The sequence below is a fragment of the Streptomyces sp. 2A115 genome (genome assembly GCF_052245575.1).
In the GTDB taxonomy this organism is placed as follows: domain Bacteria; phylum Actinomycetota; class Actinomycetes; order Streptomycetales; family Streptomycetaceae; genus Streptomyces.
The window spans coordinates 223,575-239,373 of record NZ_JBQQCG010000002.1 but is presented as its reverse complement, the minus strand read 5'-3'; the positions used below and the strand labels follow the sequence as shown (position 1 = coordinate 239,373).

Genomic DNA, 15,799 nt, shown 5'->3' with positions numbered 1-15,799 from the left:
GCGGGACGGCACGCATGGAGATGGAAAGGGCTGCGTGAACCGCCGTCGTGGGGTACGGCGCGGGCCGCCAGGATGACCTGGCGGCGCTGCGGCCGGGGTGAACGGACTCCGCCCCGGACCAAGAAACTTATGAGGCACTACAGCCTCAAGTGCGTCGGAGTGTGACACGCTCCGGCTGGCTTGGGGAGAGGTTGACCACCACAAATTCGCGGCCTGACGGCAGATTCCCTCGACGACCTCGACCGATACGGCATGCAAACGCCGTCGCGAGTGTTGCTCCGAGCCGCACCTGCTAACTACACTCACTCTAAAGTTTCTGCTGGAGGAGAGATGATGGACGAAACGTCGGAGTTGGGCAGTGCTCGATGCCCCGGGCCCAGCGTCCAGGACTACCTCGACCAGGACAGCCGTCACGTTCCCACCGCACTGCGGCACGACAGGAACGACTACATCGGCAGCGAGGACATCGACTCCGCGCGCTTCGTCTCCCGCGAATGGGCGGAACGCGAGATGGAGCAGGTATGGCGGCGCGTGTGGCAGTTCGCCTGCCTGGAGAGCGAGATTCCCGAGGTCGGCGACCACGAGGTGTACGAGATAGGCGACGACTCACTGATCGTCGCGCGAACCGCCCCCGACGAGATCCGGGCGTACGTCAACGTGTGCCTGCACCGCGGCCGCAAACTGCGCACCAGCAGCGGCAACGTCGGCGAGTTCCGCTGCTCGTTCCACGGCTTCGCCTGGAACCTCGACGGCACCATGCAGACCCCGCCCTGCGCCTGGGACTTCCCGCACGTCACCCCGGAGAAGTTCGCACTTCCCGAGGCCCAGGTGGCCACCTGGCGCGGCTTCGTCTTCATCAACATGGACCCGTACGCGGAGTCCTTCGAGAGCTACCGCGGCACCTTCGACGAGCACTACATCTGGCCGCTGGAGGATCGCTACAAGTCGCTGCACATCGCCAAGGTGCTGCCCTGCAACTGGAAGGTCGCCCAGGACGCGTTCATCGAGTCCTTCCACGTGATCGCCACCCACCCGCAGATGCTGCCGTGGCTCGCCGACGCCAACTCCCAGTACGACGTGATGGCGGACCAGCCCAACTGGAACCGGATGATCAACATCCAGGGCGCCCCCAGCCCTCACGTGGCGGACTCCGTCACGGAGGAGGACGTACTGGAGACGTTCTACGACTCGCGGGCGTTCTACGCGGCGGCCCAGGGCCGTGACCTGGTGATGCAGGAGGGCGATGAACTGCCCGCGATCCCGCCCGGCGGCACCGCCCGCCAGGTCCTCGCCGAACGGATGCGCGCACAACTGGCGGCCACCTCGACCCAGGACTTCTCAGGGACCGCCGACACCGAACTGCTGGACGCCATCAACTACTTGCTGTTCCCCAACTTCAACCCCTGGGGCGGCGCCAAGTCCAACATCATCTACCGGTTCAGGCCCAACGGCCTCGACCCCGACTCCTGCACCGCCGAGATCATCTTCATGTCGGCTCCCAAGCAGCCCGGCGAGATGCCGCCCCCGGCCAAGATCCGCTGGGTTCCGGAGGACATGCTCTTCGCGGACATCCCCGAACTCGGTGTGCTGGGGCCCGTCTTCGACCAGGACTGCGAGAACCTCCCCTACGTCCAGCAGGGCCTGAAGGCGACCCGCAAGCCCGGCATCACCCTGGCCAACTACCAGGAGAGCCGCATCCGCCACTTCAACCAGACACTCGACCGGTGGATGGACAAGTGACCCACCGGGTGGCGGTCCATCGAGTGTCGGTCAGGCCCTCCGGCGTCGAGCTCGAAGTGCTCGACGGCGAGGACCTGTTCACCGCCGCCCGGCGCCTCGGATACCGCTGGCCCACCGTCTGCGGCGGCCAAGGCACCTGCCGTACCTGCTTCGTGGCCGTCGAGGAGGGCACCGAGAACTGCTCGCCCGTGGGCCAGCTGGAGCGCGAGGGCATCGAGGCCCTGCGCAAGCCGGTGGACGGCCTGACCCGGCTCGCCTGCCGGCTCCGGGTCGACGGCCCGGTGACCGTGACCAAGCGCGGCGTGCGCCGCACAGTGCAGGAGTGAGCCCCATGTCCAAGCAAGTGATCCACCCGCTGACCGGGCATGTGTACCGGCTCACCGAGGACGGGCTCGTCGAGGTGACCGACCCCAAGACCGGAGCCCAGGGCACCTTCGACTTCCAGGCCCGGTGGCAGTCGGGCGAACTGCGCCACGCCGACCTCCAGATGGCCGGCTGGGTGGGGCGCCTCGCCCAGCGACGCAGCGTCCGGCAACCGGAGGAGTGACCCGGTGACACCCCGTACGACTCGGGTGGTCTGTCTGGTGCGGCGCCCCGACGGAGAACCGGTCCCCGGTGACTTCGCCGTCGAGGAACGCCCGCTCCCGTCCCTCGGCGAGGGACAACTACTCGTCCGCAACCTCTACATGAGCGTCGATCCGTCCATGCGCGGACGGCTGGAGAGCACCGAGAAGCACTACACGCACAACTTCACGCCCGGCTCGCCGCTCGACGGCCGGGCACTGGGGATCGTGGAGGAGAGCCGCTGCCCCGCTGTGCCGCCGGGTACGTATCTACGCCACCAGCTGGGCTGGCGGGACTGGGCCGTGCTCGACCCCGCGGACACCGAGGGCGCCGGTCGCATCGACCCACGACTCGCGCCGCTGCCCACCTGGTTGGGGCTACTCGGACAGACCGGCTTCACCGCGTACGTCGGACTGGCCCGGATCGCCGAACTGCGTCCCGGGGACACCGTCTTCGTATCGGCGGCGGCCGGGGCCGTGGGCAGCGCCGCCGGCCAGTTCGCCCGGCTGCTGGGCGCGGAGCGGGTCGTCGGGACCGCCGGAGGGCCGGACAAGTGCGCCCTGCTGGTGAAGGAGTTCGGCTACGACGCCGCCGCGGACTACCGCGCCGAGCCGGTGCGGGACGCGCTCGCCCGGCTGGCACCGGACGGTCTCGACGTGTACTTCGACAACGTCGGCGGGGAGCAGCTCGTCGCCGCCCTGCACGCGTTGCGGACGGGCGGCCGGGTCGCCCTGTGCGGCATGATGTCGCAGTTCGGCGGCGAGCGGCGGTCAGCCGGCATCGAGCAACGGTCGGCCGACATCAACCAGTTGATCCAGGCGGTCCTCAAGCGGCTGACCCTGCGCGGCTTCATCGTCCGCGACCACGAGGACCTGCGGCCGGAGTTCGAGCGCCGCGTCGCCGAATGGCTCCGTTCGGGCCGGATCACCGCTCGCGAGACGGTGGTCGACGGCCTGGACAACGCGGCGGGTGCCCTGCTGTCGCTGCTGAGCGGCGGCAACATCGGCAAGATGCTGGTCCGGCTGGGCGATTCCGTGAGCGTGGGTGGACTCGTCTGACTTCGGGATTCGGGCCAACTTGTACGCCCGGGCCGGGAACACCCAGCCGGTCATGGGGCGTTCGAGCCGCGCTGACCATGTCGATGAACGCACGGGTCCTCCCTCGGAGCGATCGGGAGTCGCGACACCTTCATAAATGCATGGGGCGCTCAAGGGCGCGGAACATTCCGCAGGTTGGCCCGGGCCAGCTGGATCATGCGCCCGACGCCGCCGGTGAGGACGGTGCGGCTCGCGGACAGGGCGAAGCCGGTGAGCTGTTCGGAGGTGATCTTGGGTGGGACGGCGAGCGCGTTGGGGTCGGTGACCACGTCGACCAGTGCCGGCCCGTCGTGGGAGAAGGCTTCACGCAGGGCGTCGCGCACCTCCCCGGGCTTCTCGACCCGGATGCCGTGCGCTCCGGCGGCGGTGGCGATGGCCGCGTAATCGGTGTGCGGGTAGGAGGTGCCGTGCGGGGGCAGGCCGTCGACCATCATCTCCAGGTCGACCATGCCGAGCGCGGAGTTGTTGAAGAGGACCACCTTCACCGGGAGGCCGTACTGCACGAGCGTCAGGAAGTCGCCCATCAACATGGAGAAACCGCCGTCGCCCGAGAGGGAGACCACCTGTCGGCCGCGGTCCAGGAACTGCGCGCCGATGGCCTGGGGCAGCGCGTTGGCCATCGAGCCGTGCACGAAGGAGCCGAGGATGCGTCGCCGGCCGTTCGGGGTCAGGTAACGGGCGGCCCAGACGCAGCACATCCCCGTGTCGACGGTGAAGACCGCGTCGTCGGCCGCCTCTTCGTCGAGCACCGATGCCACGTACTCGGGGTGGATCGGGGTGTGCTTCTCGACGTTGCGGGTGTAGGCGCCGACCGCGCCTTCGAGTGCGTGGACGTGCCGGTCCAGCATCCGGTCGAGGAACCGGCGGGACGGCTTCTCGCGCACCGCCGGTGTCAGGCACCTCAGGGTCTCGCGGACGTCTCCCCAGACGGCGAAGTCCAACTGCGTGCGCCGGCCCAGCCGTTCGGGCTGGATGTCGACCTGCACCGTCCTGACGTCGCGGGGCAGGAAGTCCGTGTACGGGAAGTCGGTGCCGAGGAGAATCAGCAGGTCGCACTCGTGCATCGCCTCGTAGGCGGCGCCGTAGCCCAGCAGGCCGGACATGCCGACGTCGTACGGGTTGTCGTACTGGATGTGTTCCTTGCCGCGGAGCGCGTGCCCGACCGGGGCCTTGACCTTGTCGGCGAAGGCCATCACCTCGGCGTGGGCGCCCTCGACGCCCCTGCCGCAGAACACCGTGACCTTCTCGGCGGCGTCCACCAGGTCCGTCAGCCGGGCCAGTTCGTGGTCGCCCGGACGGACGGCGGGCCGGTCCAGTGGTATCGCGAGTTCGGCCCCGCCGTCCGGGGAGTTCTCCGCGGCGATGTCGCCGGACAGGGCCACCACTGACACGCCTCGTCGACCGACCGCGTGCTGGATCGCCGTCTGCACCACCCGGGGCATCTGCCGGGGCGAGGAGATCAGTTCCGAGTAGTGACTGCACTCTGCGAACAGCCGGTCGGGATGCGTCTCCTGGAAGTATCCGGTGCCGATCTGACTGCTGGGGATCTGGGCGGCCAGGGCGAGGACGGGGGCCATCGAGCGGTGGGCGTCGTAAAGGCCGTTGATCAGGTGCAGATTGCCGGGTCCGCAGGAGCCCGCGCAGGCGGCCAGCCTGCCGGTGAGTTGCGCTTCGGCGCCGGCGGCGAAGGCGGCGACCTCCTCGTGCCGGACCTGGATCCATTCGAGGGCGTCGTGTCGCCTGATCGCGTCGACGACGGGGTTCAGGCTGTCGCCGACCACGCCGTACATCCGGCGCACACCTGCGCGGGCCAGGAGGTCGACGTACTGCTCGGCGACGGTCTGCTTGGCCATGGCGGTCCTCCAGGGTGGTCCGGCGTGGGGCAATGATCAGGCTAGGCAGGAGTGGGAGTGCCGAGTTGCTCGTCAGCGCACCGGTGGGAGCCCGACAGCGCACCGGTCGTCAGCGGCCCCGGCGTCGCTCTGCCGCCCGCCGCGAATCGGTCCGCCGGTCACCGAGAGCGCCTGTCCGCTGCGGCCGTTGCGCAGGGCGATGAGTTCCGCGGCGATCGAGACGGCGGTCTCCTGGGGTGTGGAGGCGCCGAGGTCGAGGCCGACGGGCGAGCGGAGTCCGGCCAGCGCGGCCGGTGATACGCCGGCGTTCCGGAGCTCCTGAGTACGGGCCGCGTGGGTGCGACGGGAGCCGAGTGCGCCCACGTATGCCAAGGGTCTGCGCAGGGCCTCGACGAGCAGGGGCACGTCGAATCTGGGGTCGTGCGTCATCACGCACACCACCGTGCGGCGATCGGTTTCCGTGTCCGCCAGATAGCGGTGCGGCCAGTCGACCACCACCTCGTGGGCGGCGGGGAATCGCTCGCTTGTGGTGAAGGTCGGGCGCGCGTCGCAGACTGTGACGCGGTACCCGAGAAAGGCCCCGAGTTCGGCCATCGCGGCGGCGTGGTCGTTGGCGCCGAAGACGAGGAGCCGGGGTCTCGGTGCCCACGCCTCCAGAAGCACGTCCGTCCCGGTGCCCTCCCCGGTGTCGTACGCCTGCACCCGGGTGCCGTCGAGGCCCAGCATCAGGCGGGCGTCGGCCACGACGGCGGCGTCCAGGTCCGCCCGGCCGGTGCTTCCCCGGTGCCGGTCCTCCCGTACGGCGATCACTCGCCCCGCCCGGTCGTCGTGACCCGACATCACCCGGGCCACGACGACCGGCCGCCCTGCGGTCACCGCCTTGTGAGCGGTGGCAAGGGTGCGAGCCGTTTCCCCGTCCACGGTCTGGACGAAGACGTCGATCTCGCCCCCGCAGGTGAGCCCGACGGCGAAGGCGTCGTCGTCGGAGTATCCGAAACTCGCGCGCCGCGGCCTGCCCGAGAGCAGCGTCTCTCGCGCCAGTTCGTACACCGCTCCCTCGACGCAGCCTCCCGACACGCTCCCCAGCGCGGTGCCGTCGGCGCGTACGCACAGGGCCGATCCCGGCTGCAGCGGGGCGCTGCCCCGTACGGCCACGACACTCGCGACGGCGTACGTCGCATCGGAGGCGTGCCAATCGAGCAGTTGGCGTGCCAGTTGTCGCATGAGCCTCTCCGAATGGGCTGTCAGGTGCGGGCAGGTGTCAGCCCCAGGAACAAGCGGCCGTTCACTTCGAGCGTCGCCGCGTCGATTCCGTGGTCCTGAGGGAAGCCGGCGGGGTCCGGCTGGGCCATGTCGAAGGGGTAGTCGCTGCCGCAGAGGATGCGGTCCGGTGCGGCGTGGGCGCTCAGCAGCAGGAGCGCCGCCGGGTCTTGGGTGACCGTGTCGAAGTAGAGCCGGGTGAAGGATTCGCTCGGCGGGCGGCTGCTTCCTCGGCGTACGTCGTCGCGCGTACGCCATCCGTGGTCCCACCGGCCCACCAGGGACGGTGCGCAGCCACCGCCGTGGACGAAGCAGATCCGCAGGTCGGGGAGTTCCTCCAGTACGCCGCCCAGGAGCACCGAGGCCACGGCGGTCGTGGTTTCCACCGGGTTGCCGATCAGGTTGACGAGGTAGTGGTGGTCCCACTCGGGGCGTGGCAACTGCATGGGGTGGACGAGCACGGCGAGGCCCAATTCGGCGGCCACGCCGAGGACTTCGCGCATGGTGCCGTCGGCGTATGAACGTCCCTGGGCGAGGGGCGGGACGGCGACGCCCGCGATGCCCTCCGCTCTCGCCAGTCGCGTCATCTCCCGACGAGCGGCGGTCACGTCGTCCAGTCGGACCAGGCCTAGCCCGACGAGCGTTCCGTCGGTGCCGGCCACGGCTCGGGAGAGCTGTTCGTTGTACGCGGCGACGTAGTCGTCGGCATCGGACGGCGCGTGGACCGGGAAGGCGAACGGCGGCGCCGAGACGACCCGGGTGCCGAGGCCGGCCTTCACGGTGTCGGCGGCGACGGTGTCGATGTCGGTCATCGCCGCGGTCGCGAACGACAACGGGGTGTCGCCGAGGAAGAGTTCGCCGTCGCGGTCGTTCATGCCTCCGTAGGGGTTCCCGGGCGGCAGGGCGAGCAGTTCGCGCGGCAGCCAGTGGGCGTGGACGTCGATGATGCCCGCGCGGATGTCACCGGTGAGAGCCATGGTTGCCTCCTTGTGCCTGTGCCTGCTCCTGTGCCGCGCGTGTGATGGCGCGCTTGATGGGCTCGTAGCCGGTGCACCGGCAGATGTTGGAGCCGACCAGGCCTGCGACGGCCTCCGGGTCGTCGCCGAGGCCGGGATCGTCCTCCAGTGCGCCGGCGGCCACCATGAGGAACCCCGGTGTGCAGAAGCCGCACTGCAGGGCGCGTTCGGCGGAGAAGGCCCGTTGGAGAGGGTGCGGCTCTCCGTCGGGTCCGGCGAGGCCTTCCACCGTGCGCACCGAGCTGCCGTCGCACTGCACGGCGAACATGAGGCAGGAACGTACGGCCTGTCCGTCGACCAGGACAGTGCAGGCCCCGCAGATTCCGTGCTCGCAGCCCAGATGCGTACCGGTGAGGCCGCAGTCCTCCCGCAGTACGTCGGCGAGGATGCGCCGCGGTTCCACGTCCAGCGGGTGGGCGTCGCCGTTCACGTTGAGGGTGATCTTCATCGGTGGTCTCCCTGGTGTGCGGCGCCGCGCGCCCGCTGGTCCGCCGCCGCTTCGCGCAGTGTTCTGGCGACCAGGACCGCGACGGCCTGCCGCTTGTACTCGACATCGGCGTACGGCTCGGCCACGGGCGCGGCGTCCTCCGTCGCGGCGATCCGGCCCGCGCGGGCGAACGGATGGTCCTCCGGGAGACGGTGGCCGGCCGGGGGCGCGTCGGCCTCGGCGCCGATCAGCGCTTGCTCGGCGGCGCGCGCCCGCACCGGCCTGTCGGCCGAGTTGACCAGCCCTATCCGGGCCTCGCCGATCACTCCGTCCCGCACGGTCAACGCCGCCGCCACGGCCACCTGGGCGAAGGTGAAGTGGGTGCGCCGGTGCTCGACGAAGCTCACGCCCGTGTCCTCACCGAGGAGGGGGAGACGTACGGCGGTGATCAGCTCCTGCGGGCGACGTGCGGTCCGGTAGGGGCCCTGGAAGTAGTCGGCGGCGGCGACCTCGCGTGTGCCGTCAGGACCTCGCAGCTCGACCACGGCGTCCAGGGCGACGCCGATCGCGCACCACTCGGAGGCGGGATGCGCCCAGGCGAAGCTGCCGGCCATGGTCCCGCGGGAACGGATCGGCGGATGGGCGATGTTGACGACGGCGCGGGCGAGCAGCGCGCCGAGCGGGCCGGCAACGGCTCCCGGCGATTCGAAGACGGCGTGGCGTACAAGGGCGCCCACGCGCAGGGTGCTGTCCGCGACGCTCAGGTGACCGAGCTCCGGGATGCAGTTGATGTCGACGACCAGCTCCGGGCGGATGCGCTGGAGATGCATCTCCAGGATGAGGCTCTGTCCGCCGGCGAGCACCTGGGCCTTGCGTCCCGTGTCGCCGAGGGCGTCCACGGCCTCGCGTACGGTGCGCGGCACGACGTAGTCGAAGGGGGCGGGCTTCACCGGACTTCCTTCTCTCGCTTCGGAGTTCGGGCCGCTCGCCACACCACGTCCGGGGTGAGCGGCATCTGCAGCAGGTCGGGGTCGGCGAGGTCCAGCGCGTCGGCGACCGCGTTGACGACGGCGGCCGGGGTGCCGATGCAGCCCGACTCGCCCGCGCCCTTGGCACCAAGAGGCGTCGCCGGGCTCGGGGTGCAGGTGTCCTTGATCTCGATGGGCGGGATCTCGGTGGCCGTCGGCAGCAGATAGTCGAGGAAGCCCCTGGACAGCGCGGGCACCCCGTTCTCGTCGAAGGACATGCCCTCGTACAGCGCCTGCCCGATGCCCTGCACGGCCGACCCGTACGCCTGCCCGTGCACGACGGCGGGGTCGAGCACGACTCCGCAGTCGTCCACCGCGACCAGTTGGAGGACGCGCACGGTGCCCAGCTCGGGATCGACCTCGGTCACGGCGGCGTGTGCGCCGAACGGGAAGGCCATGCCTGCCTCGAAGCGGTCGTCGACACGCAACGGCCCGGTGGCCTCGACCAGTTCGGCCAGGCTCAGGGACCCCGGACCGTCGTGGACCGCGTGCACCGTGCCGTCCGACCACTCGACCTCGTCAACGGGCACCCGCCACAGCTTCGCCGCCCGATCCCGGGCCTCGTCGACGAGCAGCCGGGAGGCATGCTGCAGCATCGCGCCGGCCACCTGCGCCGAGCGGCTGGCGAAGGAGCCCAGCCCTTCGGGCAGCTCACCGGTGTCGCCCTCGACGAGCCGGACCCGTGACTCCTCGATGCCGAGGGTCTTGGCGACCAGTGTGGGGAAGACCGTCTCGTGGCTCTGGCCGCTGGGGGCGGTCCCGCAGCGGGCGGTGACCGTACCGTCCGCGTGCGCCTCGACGCCGCCGAACTCGTGCAGACCGCCCGGCTCGCCGCCGGAGCGCTCCACGTAGCAGGAGAGTCCGATCCCCAGGGGCAGGGCGTTCGGGTCGTCGCGGCGCCGGGCCTGTTCGGCACGCCATTTGTCGTAGTCGAGGGTGTCGAGGGCCAGTTCGAGGGCCGCGGCGTAGTTCCCGCTGTCGTAGCGCCGGCCGGTGGGGGTGTCGTACGGGAAGTCCTCGGGCGGGATGAAGTTGCGGCGCCGCAGTTCGGCGGGGTCCATCTCCAGGCGGCGGGCCAGGGCGTCCATCGCCCGCTCGAGGGCGATCGCCGCCTCGGGCCGGCCCGCTCCCCGATAGGGGTACGTCATCATCGTGTTGGTCAGTACCGAGCGCAGGGTCGCGTGGACCCGGGGGGTGGTGTACGGGCCGGTCGCCATCCAGGCGGTCTGCATCGGCAGTCCGGCACCGAGGTGCGGGTAGGCGCCGACGTCGGCGTCGATCGTCAACTCGTAGGCGAGCAGCCGTCCTTCGGCGTCGGAGGCGAGCCGGACCCGCTGGTCCTGGCCCCGGCCCCGGGTCGCGACGAGCATCGACTCCAGACGGTCCTCGATCCAGCGGACGGGCCGGCCGAGTTTCACGGCGAGAAGGGCGACCACGACGAACTCCGGGAAGGCCGCGCTCTTCGACCCGAACGCGCCGCCGGTGTCCGGTACGACGACCCGTACGCGGTCGGTGGACCAGCCCAGCAGCGCGGCCAGTTCACGGCGCAGCCGGTGGGGCATCTGATGCCCGGACCACACGGTCAAGCCGCCTTCCTCGGGCACGGCGAGGATCGTCCGGCACTCCATCGGGCTCGGCATCAGCAGTTGCTGGCGGTACCGGCCCTCCACCACGGCGGCCGCTTCCTGCCACACGGAGTCGTCGATCGGCTGCCCGGCCTCGCCGCGCAGCGCGACGTTGTCGAGGTCGTCGAAGAGGCGGACGGAGTCGTCCGCCGCGTCAGTCGGCGTGACCACCGCGGGCAGCGGATCGACGGAGAAGGTGACCTCGGCGGCGCCGTCCTCCGCGCGGTAGCGGTCCTCTCCCAGGACGACCGCCAGCGCCTCACCCGGGTACCGCACCCGGTCCTTCACGAGCGCGGGCCACTCCCGGCCGGCCACGGCCTCCTCCGTGGAGAGCCCGGCCAGCAGGGTGTGCGGAACCGGGGGGAGCTCCGGCAGATCCTCCGCCGACCAGGCACCCACCACGCCAGGGACTTCACGCGCGGCGGCGCAATTCACTTCGCGCAGTACACCGTGAGCGACTTCGCTCCTCACGAATGCCGTGTCCAGACATCCCGGGACTTTCATATCGGCGACATAGCGCCCGCGGCCGGTGAGAAGCCGTTCGTCCTCACGCCTTTTCCATTGCTCCACAAACACACCTCGACGTTCATGTCATTGCGGGTGGCGCATACAACGGATTCGACGCTAACCGCGTAAAGAGCGAACGTGGGGCCCTGGCGGGGGGCTGTGCGCTGTGGGAACGGAAGTCGTGCGCTGGCGACACATACCGGACAGTGCGCTCATCTCCGATCGAGATGACTGACATTCCAAACCATCGCATCCGGTGAGGAAGGAAGAGAGTCGGTCCCGCGCTGATGTGCGTGACGAAAGAAGGTGCACATGTCCGCGACACCGCAGACCAAGAGCCCGTCCATCACCCAGGACGCGTCTCACGGCGTACCGGGCCGTCTGGTCGCGCTCCTGGCCGTGGCCTCCGGCATGACGGTCGCCAACCTCTATTACGCCCAGCCCCTGCTGTCCTCACTGAGCGACGTCTTCCACACCAGCGCGGCCACCGCCGGAACCCTGATCACCCTCACCCAGGTCGGCTATGTGATCGGCATGCTCTTCCTGGTCCCGCTCGGCGACCGGCTTGAGAAGCGCAACCTGATCACCGTCCTGCTGACGGTCACGACCCTCGCCCTCGTGGCGGCCGGGCTCGCGCCCAACTTCCCCGTCCTGCTGATCGCCTCGCTGGTCAGCGGCGCCACCTCGGTCGTCGCCCAGATCCTGGTGCCCTTCGCCGCGAGCCTCGCCCCCGACCACGCCCGGGGCCGCATCGTCGGCCGGGTGATGAGCGGACTGCTCACCGGGATCCTGCTCTCCCGCACGCTCAGCAGTCTGGTCTCCGACCTCGCCGGCTGGCGTGTCGTCTTCCTCGGCTCCGCCGCCCTGATGGCCGTTCTCGCGCTGCTGCTGCGCGCGGCCCTGCCGCGGCACGCTCCGACCACGGACATGCCCTACCACCACGTACTGCGCTCCACGGTCCGGCTGGTGCGCACCCACCCCGTGCTGGTGCGCCGCGGCCTCTACCAGGCTGCGATGTTCGGCGCGTTCAGTGCCTTCTGGACCACCGTCTCCTTCGTCCTGACCGGTCCTCGCTTCCACTACTCGCCGCTCGCCGTCGGTGTCTTCGCCCTCGTGGGCGCGGCCGGTGCGGCCATCGCCCCGTTCGCCGGGCGCTGGGCCGACCGGGGGCTCGTACGTCCCATGACCGGTGTCGCCTTCGTGGTCGCCGCCGTCGCCTTCGCGCTCGCGGGGTTCGGCGGACACAGCGTCGTACTCCTCGCCCTGGCCGCGATCCTGATCGACATGGCCGTACAGACCACGCTCATCCTCGGCCAGCACACGGTCTACCAGCTCGACCCCGACGCCCGCGCCCGTCTCAACAGCGCCTTCATCGCCACGTTCTTCCTCGGTGGCGCGGCAGGCTCCCAGTTGGGATCCGTCGTCTACCACTCAGGAGGCTGGACCGGCCTCACCGTCCTCGGTGCCGCCCTTCCCCTGGCCGCTCTCCTCTACTGGCTCTCCGAACGCCCGCAGCGCCCGGCGGCGAAGCCAGGCCCGACCGGCCTGTAACGGTGGGTAACCCGGATGGTCACGTAAGGTCATAATGAATATGGAGAGATCCGAGGGAGACGGGGTGGAGCTGGAGCCGGTGCGGTTCGCGGTCCTGGGTCCGGTCACGGTGCGGCGGGCGGGAGCGGATCTGACGCTCGGGAGTCCGCAGGAACGGGCCTTGCTGGCACTGCTGTTGGTGCGGGCGGGGCAGCCCGTCGCCCTGAGCGAGATCGTCGGAGTGCTCTGGGGCCCGCGTCCACCCCAGAGCGCCGCCAATGTGATCCGCCGGCATGTCGGGGCGCTGCGCCGCCTCGTGGAGCCCGGCCTCCCCACCCGGGCCGTCGGCCGCTGGCTGACACGGGACGCGGGCGGCTATCGGTGGGCGGCCGACGACGAGTCCCTGGACCTCCTGCGTTTCCGCCGGCTGTGTGACGAGGCCCGGCAGGCAGCCGCCGACGACTCCCCCGCGCGGGCCGTCGAACTCTTCACCGAGGCGCTGTCCTTGTGGCGGGGGCCGGTGGCCTCCGGGCTCCCCCCGGAGGTCCGCGAGCGCGCGAGGTTCGGTTCGGTCGACCGCGAACGTCTCACGGCCGTACGGGAGGCAGCGGACGCCGCGCTCCGTGCGGGTGTACCGGAGGCGGTGCTGCCCGCGCTCCGGGAAGCCGCCGTCGGCAACCCGCTCGACGAACCTCTGCTGGCCAGGCTGATCCGCACGCTGGCGGCAACCGGACGTCGGCCCGAGGCACTGAGCACGTACGAAGCCGCGTGCTCCCGGCTCGCCGACGAGTTGGGCCTCGACCCGGGGCCGGAGCTGCGCGAGGCCCGCCGTACCGCGCCGCAGGACACCCCGCCGGCCGTGGCGGCGCCCTCCGCCCCGTGGGCGACCCCCGCGCCGGTTCCCGCTCAACTGCCGCACGACCTGCGGACGTTCACCGGCCGTCGCGGCGACCTGGACGAGATACTGGGGTTGCTCACGAACGACGGCGGGCGGCCCGCCGACACGGTGGTCATCAGCGCCATCGGCGGCATGGCCGGCATCGGCAAGACCACACTGGCCGTGCACGTCGCCCACCGGGTCGCCGACCGCTTCCCCGACGGACAGCTCTACGTCAATCTCCGGGGCTTCGACCCGTCCGGAGCCATCATGAGCGCGGGCGAGGCCGTCCGTCTCTTCCTGGAGGCGCTGGGCGTGCCACCCGACCGCGTCCCGCACGGCGTGGACGCCCAAGCCGCGCTCTACCGCGGCCTGCTGGCCGGGAGACGGTTCCTCGTCCTGCTGGACAACGCGCGCGACACCGACCAGGTGCGACCGCTGCTGCCCGGTACCCCCGGCTGTCTGACCATCGTCACCAGCCGCAGTCAGCTGTCCGGGCTGGTCTCCGCGCACGAGGCTCATGCGCTGACCCTGCGCCCGCTCGACACCGAAGAGGCCCGGGCCTTCCTCGCCCGCCGACTGGGCACCGAGCGGCTCGCGGGCGAGTCCGAGGCGGTGGCCGAGATCACCGCCCTGTGCGCCGGCCTTCCGCTCGCACTGGCCTGCGTCGCGGCCCGCGCCGCCGCCCATCCTCGCTTCCCGTTGGCAGCCGTCGCCGCGGAGCTCCGCGAAGCGCACGGCAGCCTCGACGCCTTCAGCCGGACCGACGCCTCGGCGAACGTCGGTGCCGTCTTCTCCTGGTCCCTGGGCGCCGTCTCGACCGGGGCGGCCCGCCTCTTCCGGCTGCTCGCCCTGCACCCCGGCCCGGACTTCTCCGTAACCGCCGCGGCCGCCCTGGCCGGAATCCCGGTAGGGCAGGCACGCCGACTCCTGACCGAACTCGCCGGCGTGTGCCTGGTCGGCGAACACACCCCCGGCCGGTACGCCTTCCACGACCTGCTGCGCGCCCACGCCGCCGACCTCATGGACACGTGCCACCCCGAGGCGGAGCGTGCTGCGGCGATCGACCGGCTGTACGCGTCCTACCTGCACACCGCCCACGCCGCCGACCGGCTCCTCGCGCCGTACGCGGATGCCGTTTCGCCGGGACATCCTCCGGCGGGCGTCGCCGCGCAGCCGCTCGCCGACGACCGACAGGCGCTGGACTGGCTGTCCGCCGAATACCCGGTGCTGCTCGCCGTCGTCGGGGCGGCCGCGGACTCCGGTCGCGACCGGCTCGCCTGCCTGCTCGCCTGGTCCCTGGAGCCGTTCTTCGACCGGCGGGGCCACTGGCACGACTGGGCGGCCGCCCAGCGCACCGCTCTCGAGTCGGCGCTACGGCTGTCCGATCCCGCCTGGGAGGCCCGCGGCCTGCGCGCACTGGCCCGGGCCGAGGGACGACTGGGCCTGCACGACCGGTCCCGCGCACGCCTCCACCGGGCACTGGAGCTGTTCACCGTGCTCGGAGACGACATCGGGCGGGCGCACACCCATCGCAGTCTCGGCTGGGAATGCGACCAGCAGGGCGACCTCCCCGGCGCCCTGAGCCACAACCAGCAGGCCCTGGAACTGTTCCGGGACAGCGGTGACGGAGCGGCGCAGGCCAGCGTCCTCAACTCGGTCGGCTGGTACCACGCGCTGCTCGGCCAGTACCGGCAGGCCCTCGCCCACTGCTTCCAGGCCCTGACCCTCCTCCGAGGTCTCGGCGACCGCTACGGCCAGGCGTCGACCTGGGACAGCATCGCCTACGCCCATCACCACCTCGGCCGCCACTCGCACGCGCTCCTCGGCTACCGCAACGCGCTCGCCCTTTATCGGGAGTTGGGCGTGCCGTACATGGAAGCCTGCACTCTCGTCCACATCGGTGACACCCACCTCGCGTTGGGCGCCTCCGACGACGCGCACGCCGCCTGGCGGCACGCCCTCACCACCTTCACCGCACTGGGCCACCCCGACACCGACCAGGTCCGGGCCCGACTCCGTGAGCAGAAGGAGAGGTGCGGTCTCGCATGACACCTCGCAGGACAAGTGGACTGACAAGTGGACCCGGCCCGGACCGGTTTGAGCAGCCGTTCCCGCCTGACGGCGCCGGTGACCGGTGAGAGGCCGGGATGAGGAGCTGCCTCCTGGTGAGTGTGAGTGAGTGTCGGCTCTGGATGCGGTTGTTCCACTGTGCGCCCGAAGGTCTCCTCCGCCCTCGGCGTGTTCTGGGCCCTATTCCTGGGAGGAGAACGTG

12 protein-coding genes are annotated in these 15,799 nt (G+C 70.9%); 6 read left to right on the top strand and 6 right to left on the bottom strand.

Annotated features, from left to right (window positions below):
- The first annotated feature begins 330 nt into the window (after positions 1 to 330).
- From ACTWQR_RS02625 to ACTWQR_RS02610, 4 genes are read left to right on the top strand one after another with little or no spacing between them, the layout of a single operon-like run.
- Positions 331 to 1,740: an aromatic ring-hydroxylating oxygenase subunit alpha gene (locus ACTWQR_RS02625; RefSeq protein WP_443225210.1), complete on the top strand. Its 1,410-nt coding sequence runs from the start codon at positions 331 to 333 to the stop codon at positions 1,738 to 1,740.
- On the top strand, positions 1,725 to 2,066 hold the full coding sequence (locus ACTWQR_RS02620) for a 2Fe-2S iron-sulfur cluster-binding protein (protein ID WP_443225209.1): 342 nt from the start codon (positions 1,725 to 1,727) through the stop codon (positions 2,064 to 2,066). Before ACTWQR_RS02625 ends, ACTWQR_RS02620 begins: the two co-directional genes overlap by 16 nt.
- Before the next feature lie 5 nt (positions 2,067 to 2,071).
- Positions 2,072 to 2,287 carry a transposase gene (locus ACTWQR_RS02615; protein ID WP_443225208.1) on the top strand — a complete coding sequence of 72 codons (216 nt, stop codon included), beginning with the start codon at positions 2,072 to 2,074 and terminating at the stop codon, positions 2,285 to 2,287.
- A 4-nt stretch (positions 2,288 to 2,291) separates the two neighbouring features.
- Entirely contained in the window at positions 2,292 to 3,362 is a 1,071-nt protein-coding gene (locus ACTWQR_RS02610; RefSeq protein ID WP_443225207.1) for an NADP-dependent oxidoreductase, read from the top strand.
- A gap of 149 nt (positions 3,363 to 3,511) precedes the next feature.
- On the opposite strand, the gene ACTWQR_RS02605 is transcribed toward ACTWQR_RS02610, so the two are convergent.
- From ACTWQR_RS02605 to ACTWQR_RS02580, 6 genes are all read right to left on the bottom strand, one after another.
- Entirely contained in the window at positions 3,512 to 5,254 is a 1,743-nt protein-coding gene (locus tag ACTWQR_RS02605; RefSeq protein WP_443225206.1) for a pyruvate dehydrogenase, read from the bottom strand.
- 72 nt (positions 5,255 to 5,326) lie between these two features.
- The gene (locus tag ACTWQR_RS02600) at positions 5,327 to 6,478 is read right to left on the bottom strand and encodes an XdhC family protein (RefSeq protein WP_443225205.1); all 1,152 of its coding nucleotides are present in this window, start codon (positions 6,476 to 6,478) and stop codon (positions 5,327 to 5,329) included.
- Between the two features lie 20 nt (positions 6,479 to 6,498).
- Positions 6,499 to 7,491, bottom strand: a complete 993-nt coding sequence (locus ACTWQR_RS02595) for an amidohydrolase family protein (protein WP_443225204.1) — start codon at positions 7,489 to 7,491, stop codon at positions 6,499 to 6,501.
- Complete coding sequence (locus tag ACTWQR_RS02590; RefSeq protein WP_443225203.1) at positions 7,475 to 7,978, bottom strand: (2Fe-2S)-binding protein; 504 nt, start codon at positions 7,976 to 7,978, stop codon at positions 7,475 to 7,477. Before ACTWQR_RS02590 ends, ACTWQR_RS02595 begins: the two co-directional genes overlap by 17 nt.
- Entirely contained in the window at positions 7,975 to 8,907 is a 933-nt protein-coding gene (locus ACTWQR_RS02585) for an FAD binding domain-containing protein (protein ID WP_443225202.1), read from the bottom strand. Before ACTWQR_RS02585 ends, ACTWQR_RS02590 begins: the two co-directional genes overlap by 4 nt.
- A complete protein-coding gene (locus ACTWQR_RS02580) occupies positions 8,904 to 11,180 on the bottom strand; it encodes a xanthine dehydrogenase family protein molybdopterin-binding subunit (RefSeq protein WP_443225201.1) in 2,277 nt (758 codons plus the stop codon). The genes ACTWQR_RS02585 and ACTWQR_RS02580 overlap by 4 nt, the downstream gene beginning before the upstream one ends.
- A 249-nt stretch (positions 11,181 to 11,429) precedes the next feature.
- On the opposite strand from ACTWQR_RS02580, the gene ACTWQR_RS02575 reads away from it, so the two are divergent.
- A complete protein-coding gene (locus ACTWQR_RS02575) occupies positions 11,430 to 12,668 on the top strand; it encodes an MFS transporter (protein ID WP_443225200.1) in 1,239 nt (412 codons plus the stop codon).
- 40 nt (positions 12,669 to 12,708) lie between these two features.
- Positions 12,709 to 15,576 (top strand): AfsR/SARP family transcriptional regulator, encoded by a 2,868-nt coding sequence (locus ACTWQR_RS02570; protein ID WP_443225199.1) that lies wholly within the window; start codon positions 12,709 to 12,711, stop codon positions 15,574 to 15,576.
- The last annotated feature ends 223 nt before the right edge of the window (positions 15,577 to 15,799 follow it).

What these genes read in the sequence shown, in the direction of transcription:
- ACTWQR_RS02625 (WP_443225210.1), top strand. Translation starts at nt 331, where the DNA reads ATGATGGACGAAACGTCGGAGTTGGGCAGTGCTCGATGCCCCGGGCCC.
- ACTWQR_RS02615 (WP_443225208.1), top strand. Translation starts at nt 2,072, where the DNA reads ATGTCCAAGCAAGTGATCCACCCGCTGACCGGGCATGTGTACCGGCTC.
- ACTWQR_RS02605 (WP_443225206.1), bottom strand. Translation starts at nt 5,254, where the DNA reads ATGGCCAAGCAGACCGTCGCCGAGCAGTACGTCGACCTCCTGGCCCGC.
- ACTWQR_RS02600 (WP_443225205.1), bottom strand. Translation starts at nt 6,478, where the DNA reads ATGCGACAACTGGCACGCCAACTGCTCGATTGGCACGCCTCCGATGCG.
- ACTWQR_RS02595 (WP_443225204.1), bottom strand. Translation starts at nt 7,491, where the DNA reads ATGGCTCTCACCGGTGACATCCGCGCGGGCATCATCGACGTCCACGCC.
- ACTWQR_RS02590 (WP_443225203.1), bottom strand. Translation starts at nt 7,978, where the DNA reads ATGAAGATCACCCTCAACGTGAACGGCGACGCCCACCCGCTGGACGTG.
- ACTWQR_RS02575 (WP_443225200.1), top strand. Translation starts at nt 11,430, where the DNA reads ATGTCCGCGACACCGCAGACCAAGAGCCCGTCCATCACCCAGGACGCG.
- ACTWQR_RS02570 (WP_443225199.1), top strand. Translation starts at nt 12,709, where the DNA reads ATGGAGAGATCCGAGGGAGACGGGGTGGAGCTGGAGCCGGTGCGGTTC.